12 protein-coding genes, 1 tRNA gene and 1 rRNA gene are annotated in these 18,096 nt (G+C 50.6%); 11 read left to right on the top strand and 3 right to left on the bottom strand.

Translation table 11 applies throughout. The features are described from left to right. Positions 1-173 precede the first annotated feature (173 nt). Both JSN25_RS07345 and JSN25_RS07340 read right to left on the bottom strand, forming a co-directional pair. Positions 174-249, bottom strand: a tRNA-Glu gene (locus JSN25_RS07345). Positions 250-334: 85 nt separating this feature from the next. Further along, positions 335-1,874, bottom strand: a 16S ribosomal RNA gene (locus tag JSN25_RS07340). A 569-nt stretch (positions 1,875-2,443) separates the two neighbouring features. Between JSN25_RS07340 and JSN25_RS07335 the strand changes: the two genes are divergently transcribed. The 11 genes from JSN25_RS07335 to pmrB all read left to right on the top strand — a co-directional run bounded on the left by JSN25_RS07335 (position 2,444) and on the right by pmrB (position 17,975). Further along, positions 2,444-4,075 carry a sensor histidine kinase gene (locus tag JSN25_RS07335; protein WP_038636450.1) on the top strand — a complete coding sequence of 544 codons (1,632 nt, stop codon included), beginning with the start codon at positions 2,444-2,446 and terminating at the stop codon, positions 4,073-4,075. After that, a complete protein-coding gene (dcuR, locus tag JSN25_RS07330) occupies positions 4,072-4,791 on the top strand; it encodes a two-component system response regulator DcuR (protein ID WP_038636447.1) in 720 nt (239 codons plus the stop codon). Before JSN25_RS07335 ends, dcuR begins: the two co-directional genes overlap by 4 nt. Positions 4,792-5,509: 718 nt before the next feature. Then, on the top strand, positions 5,510-6,850 hold the full coding sequence (dcuB, locus tag JSN25_RS07325; RefSeq protein WP_003031873.1) for an anaerobic C4-dicarboxylate transporter DcuB: 1,341 nt from the start codon (positions 5,510-5,512) through the stop codon (positions 6,848-6,850). A gap of 96 nt (positions 6,851-6,946) precedes the next feature. After that, positions 6,947-8,593 carry a class I fumarate hydratase FumA gene (fumA, locus tag JSN25_RS07320; protein WP_038636444.1) on the top strand — a complete coding sequence of 549 codons (1,647 nt, stop codon included), beginning with the start codon at positions 6,947-6,949 and terminating at the stop codon, positions 8,591-8,593. 147 nt (positions 8,594-8,740) lie between these two features. Beyond that, a complete protein-coding gene (locus tag JSN25_RS07315) occupies positions 8,741-9,373 on the top strand; it encodes a DUF2238 domain-containing protein (RefSeq protein ID WP_069325139.1) in 633 nt (210 codons plus the stop codon). Between the two features lie 284 nt (positions 9,374-9,657). Beyond that, a complete protein-coding gene (gene adiA, locus JSN25_RS07310) occupies positions 9,658-11,925 on the top strand; it encodes an arginine decarboxylase (protein ID WP_137347434.1) in 2,268 nt (755 codons plus the stop codon). A 311-nt stretch (positions 11,926-12,236) separates the two neighbouring features. Further along, positions 12,237-12,998, top strand: coding sequence for an AraC family transcriptional regulator (locus JSN25_RS07305; RefSeq protein ID WP_069325137.1), 762 nt, complete (start codon positions 12,237-12,239; stop codon positions 12,996-12,998). 128 nt (positions 12,999-13,126) lie between these two features. Further along, positions 13,127-14,464 (top strand): arginine/agmatine antiporter, encoded by a 1,338-nt coding sequence (gene adiC, locus JSN25_RS07300; protein WP_038636433.1) that lies wholly within the window; start codon positions 13,127-13,129, stop codon positions 14,462-14,464. 117 nt (positions 14,465-14,581) lie between these two features. Then, positions 14,582-16,219 (top strand): phosphoethanolamine transferase EptA, encoded by a 1,638-nt coding sequence (eptA, locus tag JSN25_RS07295; RefSeq protein ID WP_204525569.1) that lies wholly within the window; start codon positions 14,582-14,584, stop codon positions 16,217-16,219. Positions 16,220-16,223: 4 nt separating this feature from the next. Then, the gene (pmrA, locus tag JSN25_RS07290; protein WP_038636427.1) at positions 16,224-16,892 is read left to right on the top strand and encodes a two-component system response regulator PmrA; all 669 of its coding nucleotides are present in this window, start codon (positions 16,224-16,226) and stop codon (positions 16,890-16,892) included. Beyond that, positions 16,893-17,975: a two-component system sensor histidine kinase PmrB gene (gene pmrB, locus JSN25_RS07285; RefSeq protein WP_038636424.1), complete on the top strand. Its 1,083-nt coding sequence runs from the start codon at positions 16,893-16,895 to the stop codon at positions 17,973-17,975. It abuts the gene before it with no gap. Here pmrB and pmrR read toward each other — a convergent pair. Then, positions 17,969-18,058: an LpxT activity modulator PmrR gene (gene pmrR / locus JSN25_RS07280; protein WP_038636421.1), complete on the bottom strand. Its 90-nt coding sequence runs from the start codon at positions 18,056-18,058 to the stop codon at positions 17,969-17,971. The two genes, pmrB and pmrR, sit on opposite strands and share 7 nt — an antisense overlap. Positions 18,059-18,096 lie beyond the last annotated feature (38 nt).

Raw genomic sequence — 18,096 nt, 5'->3', positions numbered from 1 at the left:
ATTTGAGAGACTCGAACACACCCTTTATCTGTTCTTATTACGGAGAACAGACACAGTGTGTCGTTTCAATTTTCAGCTTGATCCAGATTTTTAAAGAGCAAATATCTCAAACATGACTCGCAAGCCAGTTTTGAGATATCAGGGCGCGCGTCTTTCACTCACGAACCAGCAAGTGGCGTCCCCTAGGGGATTCGAACCCCTGTTACCGCCGTGAAAGGGCGGTGTCCTGGGCCTCTAGACGAAGGGGACACTGAAGTCTCAATCGCAAGACGCCTTGCTATTCACTTTTCATCAGACAATCTGTGTGAGCACTACAAAGGTCGGTTCTTTAAGGTAAGGAGGTGATCCAACCGCAGGTTCCCCTACGGTTACCTTGTTACGACTTCACCCCAGTCATGAATCACAAAGTGGTAAGCGCCCTCCCGAAGGTTAAGCTACCTACTTCTTTTGCAACCCACTCCCATGGTGTGACGGGCGGTGTGTACAAGGCCCGGGAACGTATTCACCGTGGCATTCTGATCCACGATTACTAGCGATTCCGACTTCATGGAGTCGAGTTGCAGACTCCAATCCGGACTACGACATACTTTATGAGGTCCGCTTGCTCTCGCGAGGTCGCTTCTCTTTGTATATGCCATTGTAGCACGTGTGTAGCCCTACTCGTAAGGGCCATGATGACTTGACGTCATCCCCACCTTCCTCCAGTTTATCACTGGCAGTCTCCTTTGAGTTCCCGGCCGGACCGCTGGCAACAAAGGATAAGGGTTGCGCTCGTTGCGGGACTTAACCCAACATTTCACAACACGAGCTGACGACAGCCATGCAGCACCTGTCTCACGGTTCCCGAAGGCACTAAGGCATCTCTGCCAAATTCCGTGGATGTCAAGAGTAGGTAAGGTTCTTCGCGTTGCATCGAATTAAACCACATGCTCCACCGCTTGTGCGGGCCCCCGTCAATTCATTTGAGTTTTAACCTTGCGGCCGTACTCCCCAGGCGGTCGACTTAACGCGTTAGCTCCGGAAGCCACGCCTCAAGGGCACAACCTCCAAGTCGACATCGTTTACGGCGTGGACTACCAGGGTATCTAATCCTGTTTGCTCCCCACGCTTTCGCACCTGAGCGTCAGTCTTTGTCCAGGGGGCCGCCTTCGCCACCGGTATTCCTCCAGATCTCTACGCATTTCACCGCTACACCTGGAATTCTACCCCCCTCTACAAGACTCTAGCCTGCCAGTTTCGGATGCAGTTCCCAGGTTGAGCCCGGGGATTTCACATCCGACTTGACAGACCGCCTGCGTGCGCTTTACGCCCAGTAATTCCGATTAACGCTTGCACCCTCCGTATTACCGCGGCTGCTGGCACGGAGTTAGCCGGTGCTTCTTCTGCGAGTAACGTCAATCGCTGTGGTTATTAACCACAGCGCCTTCCTCCTCGCTGAAAGTACTTTACAACCCGAAGGCCTTCTTCATACACGCGGCATGGCTGCATCAGGCTTGCGCCCATTGTGCAATATTCCCCACTGCTGCCTCCCGTAGGAGTCTGGACCGTGTCTCAGTTCCAGTGTGGCTGGTCATCCTCTCAGACCAGCTAGGGATCGTCGCCTAGGTGAGCCGTTACCCCACCTACTAGCTAATCCCATCTGGGCACATCCGATGGCAAGAGGCCCGAAGGTCCCCCTCTTTGGTCTTGCGACATTATGCGGTATTAGCTACCGTTTCCAGTAGTTATCCCCCTCCATCGGGCAGTTTCCCAGACATTACTCACCCGTCCGCCACTCGTCACCCGAGAGCAAGCTCTCTGTGCTACCGTTCGACTTGCATGTGTTAGGCCTGCCGCCAGCGTTCAATCTGAGCCATGATCAAACTCTTCAATTTAAGTTTGATGCTCGTGAATTAAACTTCGTAATGAATTACGTGTTCACTCAGAGACTTGGTATTCATTTTTCGTCTTGCGACGTTAAGAATCCGTATCCTCGAGTGCCCACACAGATTGTCTGATAAATTGTTAAAGAGCAGTTGCGACGCGCCTTAGCGCTCTGTCGCGAGGTGGCGTATATTACGCTTTCCTCTTTCAGAGTCAACCCTCATTTTCAGGTTTTTCTCTTCAACCGACCGGGCTGTTTGTGTGAAGTGATTCACATCCGCCGTGTCGATGGAGGCGCATTATAGGGAGTTTCCTTCAGCCCGCAACCCCTAAATGACAGAAAAATGACTGACTGCTGCATTCCACAGCAAAACCCCGCCTTATACCCCTTTACGCACAGAGTTATCCACAATCGTCAAAAAACTACCGGTAAGCATTACTGAAAAATGGAGAGAACCGGCACAGAACGCTCTATATATAGAAGAAGTATTGGCAGCCTAAGCCCACATTCCTTACCACCTTTGAATTACGCATGCCGTCGGGCGATAATACCCGCACAAACCGTGATTCCAGGACCGTGATGAGACACTCTCTGCAACGTACTGCTATACGCAAACGCCCAATGAAGCTCGGCACTACCGTGATCCTCATGGTCAGTGCAGTACTCTTCTCAGTGCTGCTTGTTGTTCATCTGATTTACTTTTCGCAAATCAGCAACATGACACGCGATGCATTAGCGGATAAAGCGCTTGCGGTCGCGCGGACGCTGGCAAACTCGCCGGAGATCCGCCAAGGGTTAATGAAAAAACCTGAGGAAAGCGGCATTCAGGCGATTGCCCAGGCGGTGAATAAGAGCAACGATTTTTTGTTCATCGTCGTCACCGATATGCAAAGCATTCGTTACTCTCATCCCGAAGCGCAGCGAATCGGTCAGCCATTTAAAGGCGATGACATTTTGCTGGCTCTGCAGGGCAAAGAGAATGTTGCCATTAATCGCGGCTTTCTGGCTAAAGCTCTGCGCGTGTTTACCCCTATCTATGATGAGCATCACCGACAGATTGGCGTGGTGGCGATCGGCCTTGAGCTAAGCAGAGTGACTGAGCAGATCAATAACAGTCGCGGCAGTATCTTCTGGTCCATCTTGTTTGGCGTTCTGGTTGGGTTACTCGGCACATGGGTATTCGTCAAAGTCCTTAAGCGCATTTTGTTTGGCCTGGAGCCTTATGAAATCTCCAATCTGTTCGAACAACGCCAGGCGATGCTGCACTCTATAAAGGAAGGTGTCATTGCCGTTGATGAGTGTGGTGAAGTCACGCTGATAAACCAGGCGGCGCAGGAACTGCTTGATTACCACAAATCCCAAGACGATGCCCAGCTCTCGACGCTCAGCCACGCGTGGTCACAGGTGGTCGATTTTTCGCAAGTACTACGCGATGGAACGCCACGCCGCGATGAAGAGATCACGGTGAAAGATCGGCTACTCTTAATTAACACTGTTCCGGTACTCAGCAACGGAAAAATCATCGGGGCCATTTCAACGTTCCGCGATAAAACTGAAGTTCGGAAACTGATGCAACGCCTGGACGGTATGGTTAACTATGCCGACGCACTTCGTGAACGATCCCACGAATTCATGAACAAATTGCACGTGATTCTGGGATTATTGCACCTGAAAAGTTATAAGCAGCTTGAAAATTACATCCTGAAGACCGCGAACAATTATCAGGAAGAGATTGGCTCACTGTTAGGAAAAATAAAATCTCCGGTGATCGCTGGATTTTTACTCAGTAAGATTAATCGCACATCTGATTTAGGTCATAGTCTGGTCATTAGCAATGAAAGCCAATTGCCGGAAAACAGCAATGAAGATCAGGTAGCGGTGCTGATTACCGTTTTGGGGAATTTGATTGAAAACGCCCTGGAGGCGCTAGGTCAAGAACCCGGTGGCGAGATCAGCGTATCCTTGCACTATCGACACGGCTGGTTGCATTGCGAAGTGAATGACGATGGTCCAGGGATCGCCCCTGAACACATTGAGCACATCTTTGAGAAGGGCGTCTCGTCAAAAGGAACCGAACGAGGCGTCGGTTTAGCACTTGTGAAACAGCAGGTTGAAAGTGTTGGCGGCAATATTTCCGTCGAGTCTGAACCTGGGGTCTTCACCCAATTTTTTGTACAGTTACCGTGGAATGGTGAGAGGGCCAGCAGATGATCAATGTCTTAATTGTCGATGACGATGCAATGGTAGCGGAATTAAATCGTCGTTATGTCGCGCAACTCTCCGGTTTTCATTGCTGCGGAACAGCCTCTACGCTGGAGAAAGCCAAAGAGATCATCTTTCATAGCGGTCATCATATCGATTTGATTTTGCTGGATATTTACATGCAAAAAGAAAACGGTCTGGATCTGCTGCCCGTTCTGCACAGCAAAGGCTGCAAGTGTGATGTTATTGTCATCTCTTCCGCCGCTGACGCGACCACCATCAAAGACTCTCTGCACTATGGTGTCGTTGACTACCTGATCAAACCTTTCCAGGCTTCCCGTTTTGAAGAAGCGCTAACCGGCTGGCTACATAAGAAAACAGAGATGGAAAAGCATCAGTACTATGAACAGTCTGAGCTTGACCAACTTATTCACGGCAGCTCCTCCAATGAGCAGGAAGTACGCCGCTTACCCAAAGGGCTAACGCCACAAACATTACGTACGCTGTGCCAGTGGATTGATGAGCACCAGGATCAGGAGTTCTCTACGGATGAGCTGGCCAATGAGGTCAATATCTCCCGCGTCTCTTGCCGTAAATACCTTATCTGGCTGGTTAATTGTCACATCTTATTTACCAGCATCCACTATGGCGTGACCGGTAGACCTGTTTATCGTTACCGCGTTCAGGCAGAGCAATACTCATTGCTTAAACAATATTGCCAATAAATACATTTTGGGATTATTTGTTATTTGAAAGTAACAATTATTAAAATAATGAAAAATCCCTATTTTACTGGCTGAAGCAGAAGCATTATCAATTTGCGTTAGATCAAATATATTTGTACACAGCATGTCAAAAGCTATATTTCAATATTGATAAACATCACACTGTTTTTAATTTCAAAATCGCTAACAAAAGTTAATTAAGTATTATCTGACTCGCAGAGTGTGTATTTTTACCCATAAAGGATTAGTCTGAAATTAACCAGAGATACAAAATCTGGACTGGTAGCAATGGAGACCATGCTACGTACCATGGACACCGTACATTTTTGTGAGCAAATAAAAGTATCCGTACGCCGATCTCATTACATAATGAAATGGCGTGACCGTGATCACACAAATAACCCACTCACTCATTCTGTCCGTGGTTCATGTCATAGCGGAAAACGCAAAACAGATAAATTACAGCGTCAACCGCAGCTCTCTATGCCCAGTTCTGCTTCCCATCGCCTGAGGATTTTCTCCTCTGTTCAACGCCACAGAAAAAAACTAAATATCGCCATAACTTTAAAAAAACATTCTAGCAAGACATTTGAACATTAATCGCAAATACGGACATATCGAATACTGACCATTTTTTGATGCTTATTCTGGCAAAAAAGAATGTGCCACAGATCCATTTTTCAAAAAATTGACTGGGTTTTTCGCGAGGGTAAATAAAATGTTATTTAGTATACAACTTCTCATAATATTAATATGTTTGTTTTATGGTGCCAGAAAGGGCGGTATCGCACTGGGCTTATTAGGCGGTATCGGCCTGGTCATTCTGGTTTTCGTTTTCCATCTCCAGCCGGGTAAACCACCTGTAGACGTTATGCTGGTTATTATTGCCGTGGTGGCCGCATCGGCAACCTTGCAAGCCTCCGGCGGCCTTGACGTTATGCTGCAAATCGCTGAAAAGCTGCTGCGCCGTAACCCAAAATACGTTTCTATCGTCGCACCGTTTGTTACCTGCACCCTGACGATTCTCTGTGGTACAGGCCACGTGGTATACACCATCCTGCCAATCATTTATGACGTTGCCATTAAGAATAATATTCGCCCGGAACGTCCAATGGCGGCGAGTTCTATCGGTGCGCAAATGGGTATTATCGCCAGCCCGGTTTCCGTAGCCGTGGTGTCACTGGTCGCCATGCTGGGTAATGTGACGTTTGAAGGTAAACATCTCGAATTCCTCGACCTGCTCAGCATCACCATCCCGTCTACCCTGCTGGGTATACTGGCTATCGGTATTTTCAGCTGGTTCCGTGGTAAAGATCTGGATAAAGATGAAGAATTCCAGAAGTTTATTTCCGTACCTGAAAACCACAACTATGTTTATGGCGACACCGCCACGCTGTTAGATAAAAAACTGCCGAAAAGCAACTGGCTGGCCATGTGGATCTTCCTCGCCGCTATCGCCGTGGTTGCTGTGCTCGGCGCATTCTCTGAGCTGCGCCCTACCTTCAGCGGCAAACCGCTGTCCATGGTACTGGTTATCCAGATGTTCATGCTGCTGACCGGTGCGCTGATTATTATCCTGACGAAGACTAATCCCGCTTCAATATCTAAAAACGAAGTCTTCCGTTCCGGTATGATCGCGATTGTGGCGGTGTACGGTATTGCCTGGATGGCCGAAACAATGTTCGGTGCGCACATGACAGAAATCGAAGGTGTGCTGGGTAATATGGTGAAAGAGTATCCGTGGGCCTATGCAATTGTTCTGCTGCTGGTATCCAAGTTTGTAAACTCCCAGGCAGCGGCGCTGGCGGCGATTGTTCCGGTCGCGCTGGCAATCGGGGTTGATCCAGCGTACATCGTTGCTTCGGCGCCGGCATGTTACGGTTACTACATTCTGCCGACCTACCCGAGCGATCTGGCTGCTATTCAGTTTGACCGTTCCGGTACCACCCACATCGGCCGCTTCGTTATCAACCACAGCTTCATTCTGCCTGGCTTGATCGGCGTAAGCGTATCCTGTGTCTTTGGTTGGATATTCGCCGCAATGTACGGTTTCCTGTAATCACAGTTCGCGTGCCGTCCGCGTTGGTACGGCACGCCACTCTTAAGACACAGTGAATTTCTAAATTCCTGATAAAAATGAAAAGGCTGGAAGCAAATGTCAAAAGTTGAATTCACTTACCAGGCGGCTTTCCCACTGGGGGAAGACAAAACTGAGTACTACCTGCTGACATCCGATCACGTCAGCGTCGGCGAGTTTGAAGGCGAGACTATCCTGAAAGTAGCCCCTGAAGCACTTACGCTACTGGCTCAGCAAGCCTTCCACGATGCCTCCTTTATGCTCCGCCCTGAACACCAACAGCAAGTCGCCTCAATTCTCCATGATCCCGAAGCCAGCGAAAACGATAAGTACGTGGCGCTGCAGTTCCTGAGAAACTCCGAAATCGCCGCCAAAGGCGTATTGCCAACCTGCCAGGACACCGGTACGGCCATTATCATGGGTAAAAAAGGCCAGCGCGTGTGGACCGGCGGCGGCGATGAAGCCGCGCTCTCCAGAGGCGTATTTAATACCTATATTGAAGATAACCTGCGCTACTCGCAAAACGCGGCGCTGGATATGTACAAAGAAGTGAATACCGGCACCAACCTGCCTGCGCAAATCGATCTGTACAGCGTGGACGGTGATGAATACAAATTCCTGTGCGTGGCCAAAGGCGGTGGCTCAGCCAACAAAACCTATCTGTATCAGGAAACCAAAGCGCTGCTGACTCCCGGAAAACTGAAAAACTTCCTGGTGGAAAAAATGCGTACGCTGGGTACCGCAGCTTGCCCGCCGTACCATATTGCATTCGTCATTGGCGGCACGTCAGCGGAAAGCACCCTTAAAACGGTGAAGCTGGCCAGCACGCACTACTATGATGCACTGCCGACTGAAGGCAATGCTCACGGCCAGGCGTTCCGCGATCTGCAACTGGAACAGGAACTGCTGATCGAGGCACAGAAACTCGGCCTCGGCGCTCAGTTTGGCGGAAAATACTTCGCACATGACATCCGCGTGATCCGTCTACCTCGCCACGGCGCGTCCTGTCCGGTAGGTATGGGCGTTTCCTGCTCCGCGGACCGTAACATTAAAGCCAAGATTAACCGCGAAGGGATCTGGATTGAAAAACTGGAACATAATCCAGGTCAGTACATTCCAGAATCTCTGCGCCAGGCTGGCGAAGGCGAAGTGGTTAAGGTAGACCTTAACCGTCCGATGAAAGAGATCCTCGCCCAGCTTTCGCAGTACCCGGTTTCTACCCGCCTGTCACTGAGCGGCACGATTATTGTTGGTCGTGACATCGCCCACGCGAAGCTAAAAGAGCGTATTGAGTCCGGCGAAGGTCTGCCGCAGTACGTGAAAGATCATCCGATCTACTACGCGGGCCCGGCAAAAACGCCAGCGGGTTATCCGTCCGGCTCTTTAGGGCCGACTACCGCAGGTCGTATGGACTCCTATGTTGACCTGTTGCAGTCACACGGCGGCAGCATGATCATGCTGGCAAAAGGCAACCGTAGCCAGCAGGTGACAGACGCTTGCCACAAACACGGCGGTTTCTACTTAGGCAGCATCGGCGGACCGGCAGCGGTACTGGCGCAGCAGAGCATTAAGCATCTGGAATGCGTGGAATACCCGGAGCTGGGTATGGAAGCTATCTGGAAAATCGAAGTAGAAGATTTCCCGGCGTTCATCCTGGTCGATGATAAAGGCAACGATTTCTTCCAGCAAATCGTCAGCAAACAATGCGCTAACTGCGCGAAGTAACCTATTCGGCCCGGCACTGGACTGACACTAAACTTTTGGCGTCAGTCCAGCGATCCCCCCGGGCCACCTTAATCCTCCCATTTACTGGCGTTGAATTTTTGCTGTTCACAGGGAATAGTAATCTTTTCCATTACGTGTGAATTCATAATGCTCCGCACACTGAACCCCATGATTTTGCAGTCTGGCGCGCTGATTCTGGCGCTGATCCTTATCTACACCGGCATCTGTGCCACTGAGAAAATCACCTGGCTGATGGAAGTCACGCCGGTCATTATCGTCGTACCGTTGTTGCTGACTACCGTAAAGCGCTACCCGTTGACGCCGCTGCTCTACACGCTAATTTTCTTTCACGCCATCATTCTGATGGTCGGCGGTATGTATACCTATGCCAAAGTCCCCGTCGGTTTTCAGGTTCAGGAATGGCTGGATCTTAGTCGCAATCCCTATGACAAGCTGGGTCACTTCTTTCAGGGGCTGGTGCCAGCGCTGACGGCAAGAGAGATTTTAGTGCGCGGTAATATTGTCCGTGGCCGAAAAATGCTGGCATTTTTAGTCTGCTGCGTAGCGTTGGCGATTAGCGCGACCTATGAGCTGATCGAATGGTGGGCGGCGCTGGCAATGGGTCAAGGAGCTGATGATTTTCTCGGCACGCAGGGCGACCCGTGGGATACCCAATCCGATATGTTTTGCGCCCTGCTTGGGGCCTTAACCACCGTGATTTTACTGGCGAGAACGCATTGCAAGCAACTGCGCCATTATGGGTTAATCACCGCCAACTGAATGAAATCATTACCGGATGTTGCTGATGCACATCCGGCCTGCATGCTTGCCATTCAGCAATATCAGTATCAGCCAAAAAAATAGTCCCCCTGTCGATAAACGGCGGTTAAAATCCGTCTTCAATACAGCATAACTCATTGTTTAAAAACATATAAAATACAAAATAGACTATTTTTCACCCGCTTTACAGCCCATTTTCTCAGGATAATACTTGCCTGCGTCACATTCATACGGTGTGTCTGCAATCCATAAATTGCAACCTTTCCACAACCGGGTAAAAGATGATGAAAGTATTAATTGTTGAAAGTGAGTTTCTGCATCAGGACACCTGGGTCGGTAGCGCTGTCGAACGTCTGGCTGACGCATTAAGCCGCCAGAATGTTACCGTCATTAAGTCCACCTCATTCGACGATGGTTACGCCATCCTCGCCGCAAATGAAGCCATTGATTGCCTGATGTTCAGCTATCAAATGGAACAACAAGATGAGCACCTGAATGTCAGGCAATTGATCGGCAAGCTCCACGAGCGCCAGCAAAACGTTCCTGTTTTCCTCCTGGGCGATCGCGAAAAAGCCACCGCATCGTTGGATCGCGACCTGCTGGAGCTTGTCGATGAATTCGCCTGGATTCTGGAAGATACCGCAGACTTTATCGCCGGGCGCGCCGTGGCGGCGATGACTCGTTACCGCCAGCAGCTTCTGCCGCCGCTGTTCAGCGCGCTGATGAAATACGGCGACATCCATGAATATTCCTGGGCGGCGCCTGGCCACCAGGGCGGCGTCGGTTTTACCAAAACCCCAGCCGGTCGTTTCTATCATGACTACTACGGCGAAAACTTATTCCGTACCGACATGGGTATCGAACGCACCTCCCTGGGTTCACTGCTGGATCATACTGGCGCATTTGGCGAGAGCGAAAAATATGCCGCCCGGGTGTTTGGCGCTGACCGCTCCTGGTCCGTGGTGGTCGGGACTTCCGGCTCTAACCGCACCATCATGCAAGCCTGTATGACCGACAACGACGTCGTGGTGCTGGATCGCAACTGCCATAAATCGATTGAACAGGGGCTGATCCTTACCGGGGCAAAACCGGTATACATGGTGCCTAGCCGCAACCGCTACGGCATTATCGGGCCTATCTACCCGCAGGAAATGCAGCCTGAAACATTGCAGAAAAAAATCAGTGAAAGCCCACTGACAAAGGGCAAAGCCGGACAAAAACCGTCATACAGCGTCGTGACTAACTGTACCTATGACGGCGTTTGCTACAACGCAAAAGAGGCGCAGGACCTGCTCGCGCAAACCAGCGATCGTATCCACTTCGATGAAGCCTGGTACGGCTATGCTCGCTTTAACCCAATTTATGCCGACCACTACGCCATGCGTGGCGCGCCGGGCGATCATAACGGCCCTACCGTTTTTGCCACCCACTCGACTCACAAACTGCTGAATGCGCTCTCCCAAGCATCTTATATTCACGTCCGTGAAGGTCGTGGGGCCGTGAACTTCTCCCGCTTTAACCAGGCGTACATGATGCACGCCACCACCTCTCCGCTGTATGCCATCTGCGCATCAAACGATGTGGCGGTTTCCATGATGGACGGTAACAGCGGCCTGTCGCTCACCCAGGAAGTGATCGACGAAGCGGTCGATTTCCGCCAGGCCATGGCGCGGTTGTACAAAGAATTCACCGCCGAAGGCGACTGGTTCTTCAAACCGTGGAACAAAGAAGTGGTAACCGATCCGCAGACCGGCAAAACCTATGACTTTGCCGATGCGCCAACCCAACTCCTGACCACTGACCAGAACTGCTGGGTAATGCGTCCGGGCGAATCCTGGCACGGGTTTAAAGATCTGCCGGATAACTGGAGCATGCTGGACCCGATTAAAGTCAGCATTCTGGCACCGGGTATGGGCGACGATGGCGAACTGGAAGAGACAGGTGTTCCTGCAGCTCTGGTCACCGCCTGGCTTGGCCGTCACGGTATCGTGCCGACGCGTACCACCGACTTCCAGATTATGTTCCTGTTCTCAATGGGGATTACCCGTGGGAAATGGGGCACACTGATCAACACGTTGTGCTCTTTCAAACATCACTACGATGCGAATACTCCGCTGGCACAGGTAATGCCTGAACTGGTTGAGGAATATCCAGACACTTACGCAAACATGGGCATTCACGATCTTGGCGACACCATGTTTGCCTGGCTGAAAGAGAACAACCCTGGCAGCCGTCTCAATGCAGCCTACTCCGGCCTGCCTGTTGCTGAAATTACACCGCGTGAAGCCTATAACGCGATAGTCAGCGATAACGTTGAGATGGTGGCCATTGAAAATCTGCAGGGCCGTATAGCAGCGAACTCTGTGATTCCTTACCCACCAGGAATTCCGATGCTGTTGTCCGGTGAAAACTTTGGCGACGCTAATAGCCCGCAGATTAGTTATCTACGTTCGTTGCAGTCCTGGGACCACCATTTCCCTGGATTTGAACATGAAACCGAAGGAACGGAAATTATTGACGGTGTGTATCACGTCATGTGCGTGAAAGCATAATGTCTTTTTGAGATAGTCCGATTTGAAGGATGACATGTCATGCTTGAGTAATTCCTGAGTATTGCTGCAAAACAATAACATTGTCATACCTTTTTGCGCGGGACCACCCCGCGCTTTTTTTATACGAAAATTGCACGTTGCCACTTGCGTAAAATTTTATGTACACGGCAATAATCCCTACAGATATTGTAATTAATCTAAATATCGCTATTTTATCGCCTGTCTTGATTCATCACACAATTTCATTTGCCGGTTATTTCTTGCCCAATGGTAAGTTACGGTAGTTTATGTCATATTCCTGGAGTTTGGGTATGAGACTTTGCAGCAAAGAAGCGTGTGTTGTCGTATTAACGGAGAAGGATGTTTGGTTAAGGATTAACGGTAAAGAAGCCATCAGTTTAAAAGCTAATCATATGGCATTGGTGGCATGTGATAATAATATTATCGATTTCTCATCACTTAATAACGCACTGGTCGTACATATCAGCCGCGATATCATTAAAGACTATCTGCGTTTTTTAAATAAGGACCTTTCACAGATCCCATTCTGGCAGCGGAGTGCTAACCCAGTGATCACCGCTACCTGTCTGACGCCGGATGTCTTCAGGGTGGCTGCCCAACATAGCGTAATGGAAACAGTAGACGAAGGTGAAAGAGAGCGCACACGCTCACTACTGTTCACGGTGTTGTCACGCTTCCTTGACAGCAAAAAATTTATCTCTTTACTCATGCATATGCTGCGTAGTCGTATCAGCGACAGCGTTTATCACATTATTGAAAGCGACATACACAAAGACTGGAATTTAAGCATGGTTGCCAGTTGCTTATGCCTGAGTCCCAGCTTGTTAAAGAAGAAACTCAAAAGCGAAAATACAAGTTACAGCCAAATAATTACTACATGTCGCATGCGTTATGCCGTCAATCAACTCCTGATGGATGAGAAAAACATTTCCCAGGTCTCTCAACTGTGCGGATATAACAGTACCTCATACTTTATTTCCGTATTCAAAGAGTTCTATGGGATGACGCCACTGCATTATGTTAGTCAACATCGGGAGCCATCCGCTGCCTGAGTTTTAATCAGTTAGCGATAAGCCATAATAATATCAGCATTAGCGATACCCCAGCTCCGTCATCATAAAATAGTCTTTTGAAGAGGTATGATAAGTCCGTCATTTATCCTTATCAGGAGTTAAAAAATATGTCGACGGATGCTGATGCTCACAAAGTGGGCTTAATCCCCGTCACCCTTATGGTGTCGGGGAATATTATGGGTTCCGGTGTATTCCTGCTACCCGCAAACCTTGCGTCAACTGGCGGGATTGCAATCTACGGATGGTTGGTCACGATTATCGGTGCTCTGGCACTGTCGATGGTGTACGCAAAAATGTCGTCCTTAGACTCCAGTCCCGGTGGTTCTTATGCTTATGCCCGCCGCTGTTTCGGTCCTTTTTTAGGCTACCAGACTAACGTCCTGTACTGGCTGGCCTGCTGGATTGGTAACATCGCCATGGTGGTCATTGGCGTCGGTTACCTGAGCTACTTTTTCCCCATCTTAAAAGATCCGCTGGTCCTGACGCTGACCTGTGTCGTGGTGCTGTGGATCTTCGTATTGCTGAACATTGTCGGCCCGAAAATGATCACTCGTGTACAGGCCGTCGCAACGGTGCTGGCGCTGGTGCCGATTGTTGGGATTGCCGTCTTCGGCTGGTTCTGGTTCCGCGGTGAAACCTATATGGCGGCCTGGAACGTCAGCGGTATGAATACCTTCGGCGCAATTCAAAGCACCCTGAACGTGACCTTATGGTCATTTATCGGGGTGGAAAGTGCCTCCGTCGCGGCAGGCGTGGTTAAAAACCCCAAACGTAACGTGCCTATCGCCACCATTGGCGGGGTGCTGATTGCCGCCGTTTGTTACGTGCTCTCCACAACGGCGATTATGGGGATGATCCCTAACGCTGCGCTGCGTGTTTCGGCCTCGCCGTTCGGTGATGCCGCAAGAATGGCGCTGGGCGACACCGCTGGCGCGATCGTCTCCTTCTGCGCCGCTGCCGGATGTCTTGGTTCACTGGGCGGATGGACGCTGCTGGCCGGACAAACCGCCAAAGCGGCGGCCGATGACGGTTTGTTCCCGCCGATTTTTGCCCGCGTTAACAAAGCCGGTACCCCGGTGGCCGGGTTAATTATCGTCGGTATCCTGATGACCATTTTCCAGTTCAGCAGCATGTCGCCGAACGCCGCAAAAGAGTTTGGTCTGGTCTCTTCAGTTTCGGTCATCTTCACGCTGGTACCATATCTGTACACCTGTGCTGCGCTGCTGCTGCTCGGTCATGGTCACTTCGGCAAAGCGCGCCCGCTGTATCTGGCGGTGACCTTTATCGCCTTTGTCTATTGCATCTGGGCAGTGATCGGTTCTGGCGCCAAAGAGGTGATGTGGTCGTTCGTCACGCTGATGATTATTACCGCGCTGTACGCACTTAACTACAACCGGATCCATAAAAACCCCTATCCATTAGATGCCCCGGTAAAAAATAGTTAACGCCAGCGGCACTGGTGAATAGCCGCCATCCTGCAAAAAGCCAATCTTAAGAACTTAAGGTTGGCTTAATTTTACTTTGAGAGGATCTGCACCACTTAGTCGATGGAATCCCCCTTAATGTTAAAGCACCTGTTTAAAAGGCCCACTCTCGGGTTAATCAGCTGGCTTCTGCTGCTCTCATTTTATCTTGCGACTTTTCTGAACATTGCGTTCTATAAACAAGTGCTGCAAGACCTGCCCCTGGATTCTGTGCGCAACGTGTTGGTGTTTTTATCGATGCCGGTCGTCGCTTTCAGCGTCATGAACATCGTGCTGACGCTGGCCTCATTCCTGTGGCTTAACCGCCTGGTGGCGTGCGTTTTTATTCTGGTTGGCGCATCGGCTCAATATTTCATCATGACCTACGGCATCATCATCGACCGCTCGATGATCGCCAATATGATGGACACCACACCCGCCGAAACCTTCGCCCTGATGACGCCACGAATGGTAATTACGCTCGGGGTGAGCGGTATTCTGGCCGCGCTCATTGCCTGCTGGGTAAGAATCAAGCCTATTACTCCAGCGCTGCGTAGCGTGTTGTTCCGTGGCGCGAACATTCTGATTTCCGCGCTGCTGATCGTACTGGTCGCCGCGTTCTTCTATAAAGATTACGCCTCACTGTTTCGCAACAACAAAGAACTGGTGAAATCCCTCAGCCCATCCAACAGCATTGTGGCGACGTCTTCCTGGTATTCGCATCAGAGGCTGGCCCACCTGCCATTGGTACGCATTGGCGAAGATGCGCATCGCAATCCATTGATGGTAAAAGAAAAGCGTAAAAACCTGACGATTGTGGTTCTCGGCGAGACCTCCCGCGGCGACAACTTCTCCCTGTCCGGGTATGCGCGCCAGACCAACCCGCTACTGGAAAAAGATAATGTGGTCTATTTCCCGCGCACGACGTCCTGCGGTACGGCCACGGCGGTATCTGTGCCCTGCATGTTCTCCGATATGCCGCGCGCGCACTATGATGAAGAACTGGCGCAGCATCAGGAAGGCGTACTCGACATCATCCAGCGGGCGGGAATTAACGTGCTGTGGAATGATAACGACGGTGGATGTAAAGGAGCCTGCGATCGGGTGCCGCACCAGAATATGACTAAGCTGAACCTGCCGGGACAGTGTATTGATGGTGAATGCTATGATGACGTCCTGTTCCACGGGCTGGAAGAGTACATTAATAATCTGCAAGGCGACGGCGTGATTGTGCTGCACACCATCGGCAGCCACGGTCCGACCTATTACAACCGCTATCCTGCGCAGTTCAAGAAATTTACGCCAACCTGCGACACCAACGAGATCCAGACCTGTTCCCAGCAACAGTTGGTCAATACATACGACAACACGATTCTTTATGTTGACTATATTGTTGATAAAGCAATCAATATACTGAAAGAGCATCAGGATAATTTCACCACCAGCCTGGTCTATCTTTCCGATCACGGTGAATCCTTAGGGGAAAATGGCGTCTATTTGCACGGTCTGCCGTATTCGATTGCGCCAGATACGCAAAAACATGTGCCGATGCTGCTGTGGCTCTCAGAAGATTATCAGCAACGCTATCAGGTCTCTCAGACATGTTTGCAAAAACGGGCAAGCTCAGAAGATTTCTCACAGGATAATCTGTTCTCGACTCTGCTGGGATTAACGGGCGTGCAAACACAGAAATATCAGGCGGCAGATGATATTCTGCAACCCTGCCGGGGAGGCTAAGCGAATGAAAATTCTGATTGTTGAAGACGATACGTTGTTATTACAGGGACTGATACTCGCCGCGCAAACAGAAGGCTATGCCTGCGACGGCGTATCAACCGCCCGGGCAGCGGAACAATGCCTGGAGACCGGACATTACAGTCTGGTGGTTCTGGATCTCGGCTTACCGGATGAAGACGGTCTGCACTTCCTGAACCGGATCAGGCAGAAAAAATACACCGTACCTGTGCTTATCCTCACCGCCCGCGATACGGTGAAAGACCGGGTCAGCGGGTTGGACGTGGGCGCAGATGACTATCTGGTTAAACCGTTCGCGCTGGAAGAACTGCACGCCCGCATCCGGGCGCTGCTGCGTCGTCATAACAATCAGGGTGAAAGTGAGTTAATTGTCAGTAACCTGACGCTGAATATCGGTCGTCGCCAGGTGTGGATGGACGGGCAAGAGATTATCTTAACGCCGAAAGAATACGCGCTCCTGTCGCGCCTGATGCTCAAGGCTGGCAGTCCGGTTCACCGGGAAATTCTGTATAACGACATCTACAGTTGGGATAACGAACCGTCGACCAATACGCTGGAAGTCCACATCCATAATCTGCGCGATAAAGTGGGGAAATCACGTATCCGCACGGTCAGGGGATTTGGCTATATGCTGGTCGCCACTGAGGAAAGCTAAGTGAAGCTGCTGCAATATCTAAAACGACCGCTCCCTCTTCGCCAACGGTTAATACTGACGATAGGTCTAATTCTGTTGGTCTTTCAGCTGATTAGCACCTTCTGGTTGTGGCACGAAAGTACTGAGCAAATACAGTTATTCGAGCAGGCGCTGCGCGATAACCGTAACAACGATCGCCACATCATGCATGAGATCCGCGAGGCCATCGCCAGCCTGATCGTCCCCGGCATCTTTATGGTCAGCCTGACGCTGCTGATTTGCTACCAGGCAGTGCGACGTATTACTCGCCCGCTGGCGGATCTGCAAAAAGAGTTAGAAGCGCGGGCAGCCGATAACCTGGCCCCCATTGAAATTCACAGTTCAACCGTTGAGATACAGGCGGTCGTCTCAGCGCTCAACGAGCTGGTGACGCGGCTGACCACCACTATCGAAAACGAACGCTTATTTACCGCCGATGTCGCCCACGAACTGCGCACGCCGCTGTCAGGCGTTCGCCTGCATCTGGAATTATTATCCAAAACCCATAAAGTCGACGTTTCGCCGTTAATTGCCCGCCTTGACCAAATGATGGACAGCGTGTCGCAACTGCTGCAACTCGCCCGCGTCGGGCAGTCGTTTTCGGCCGGAAGCTACCAACATGTCAAACTGCTGGAGGACGTGATTCTGCCCTCCTATGACGAACTCAGCACCATGCTGGACCAGCGCCAGCAGACGCTGCTCCTCCCGCAAAGCGCAGCGGACGTTGTCGTACGTGGCGACGCAACGCTGTTACGCATGCTGCTGCGCAATCTGGTAGAGAACGCACACCGTTACAGCCCGGAAGGCACTACTATTACGATCGGCCTGAATACCGAACATGATGCCGTCATGGCCGTCGAAGATGAAGGTCCAGGCATTGATGAAAGTAAATGCGGGGAGTTAAGCAAAGCGTTTGTACGGATGGACAGCCGTTTTGGCGGCATTGGGCTGGGGCTGAGCATTGTCAGTCGGATCACCCAGCTACATCACGGGCATTTCTATTTGCAGAATCGTCAGGGAACGAGCGGCACTCGCGCCTGGGTGGAATTAGCGAAAGCTCAGTAAGAACTCACCCATACGTACAAAAAGCTGCTGACGATCAGCACGCTACACAGGGCAGTTAAACTTTCATAAATGCGGGTTTTCATGACACTCTCCTCCGAAACTATGGAGGAGAGTTTGCCTG

This window comes from Citrobacter cronae (genome assembly GCF_016893685.1).
Taxonomy (GTDB): domain Bacteria; phylum Pseudomonadota; class Gammaproteobacteria; order Enterobacterales; family Enterobacteriaceae; genus Citrobacter; species Citrobacter werkmanii.
This window is presented reverse-complemented; position numbering and strand designations above follow the sequence as displayed.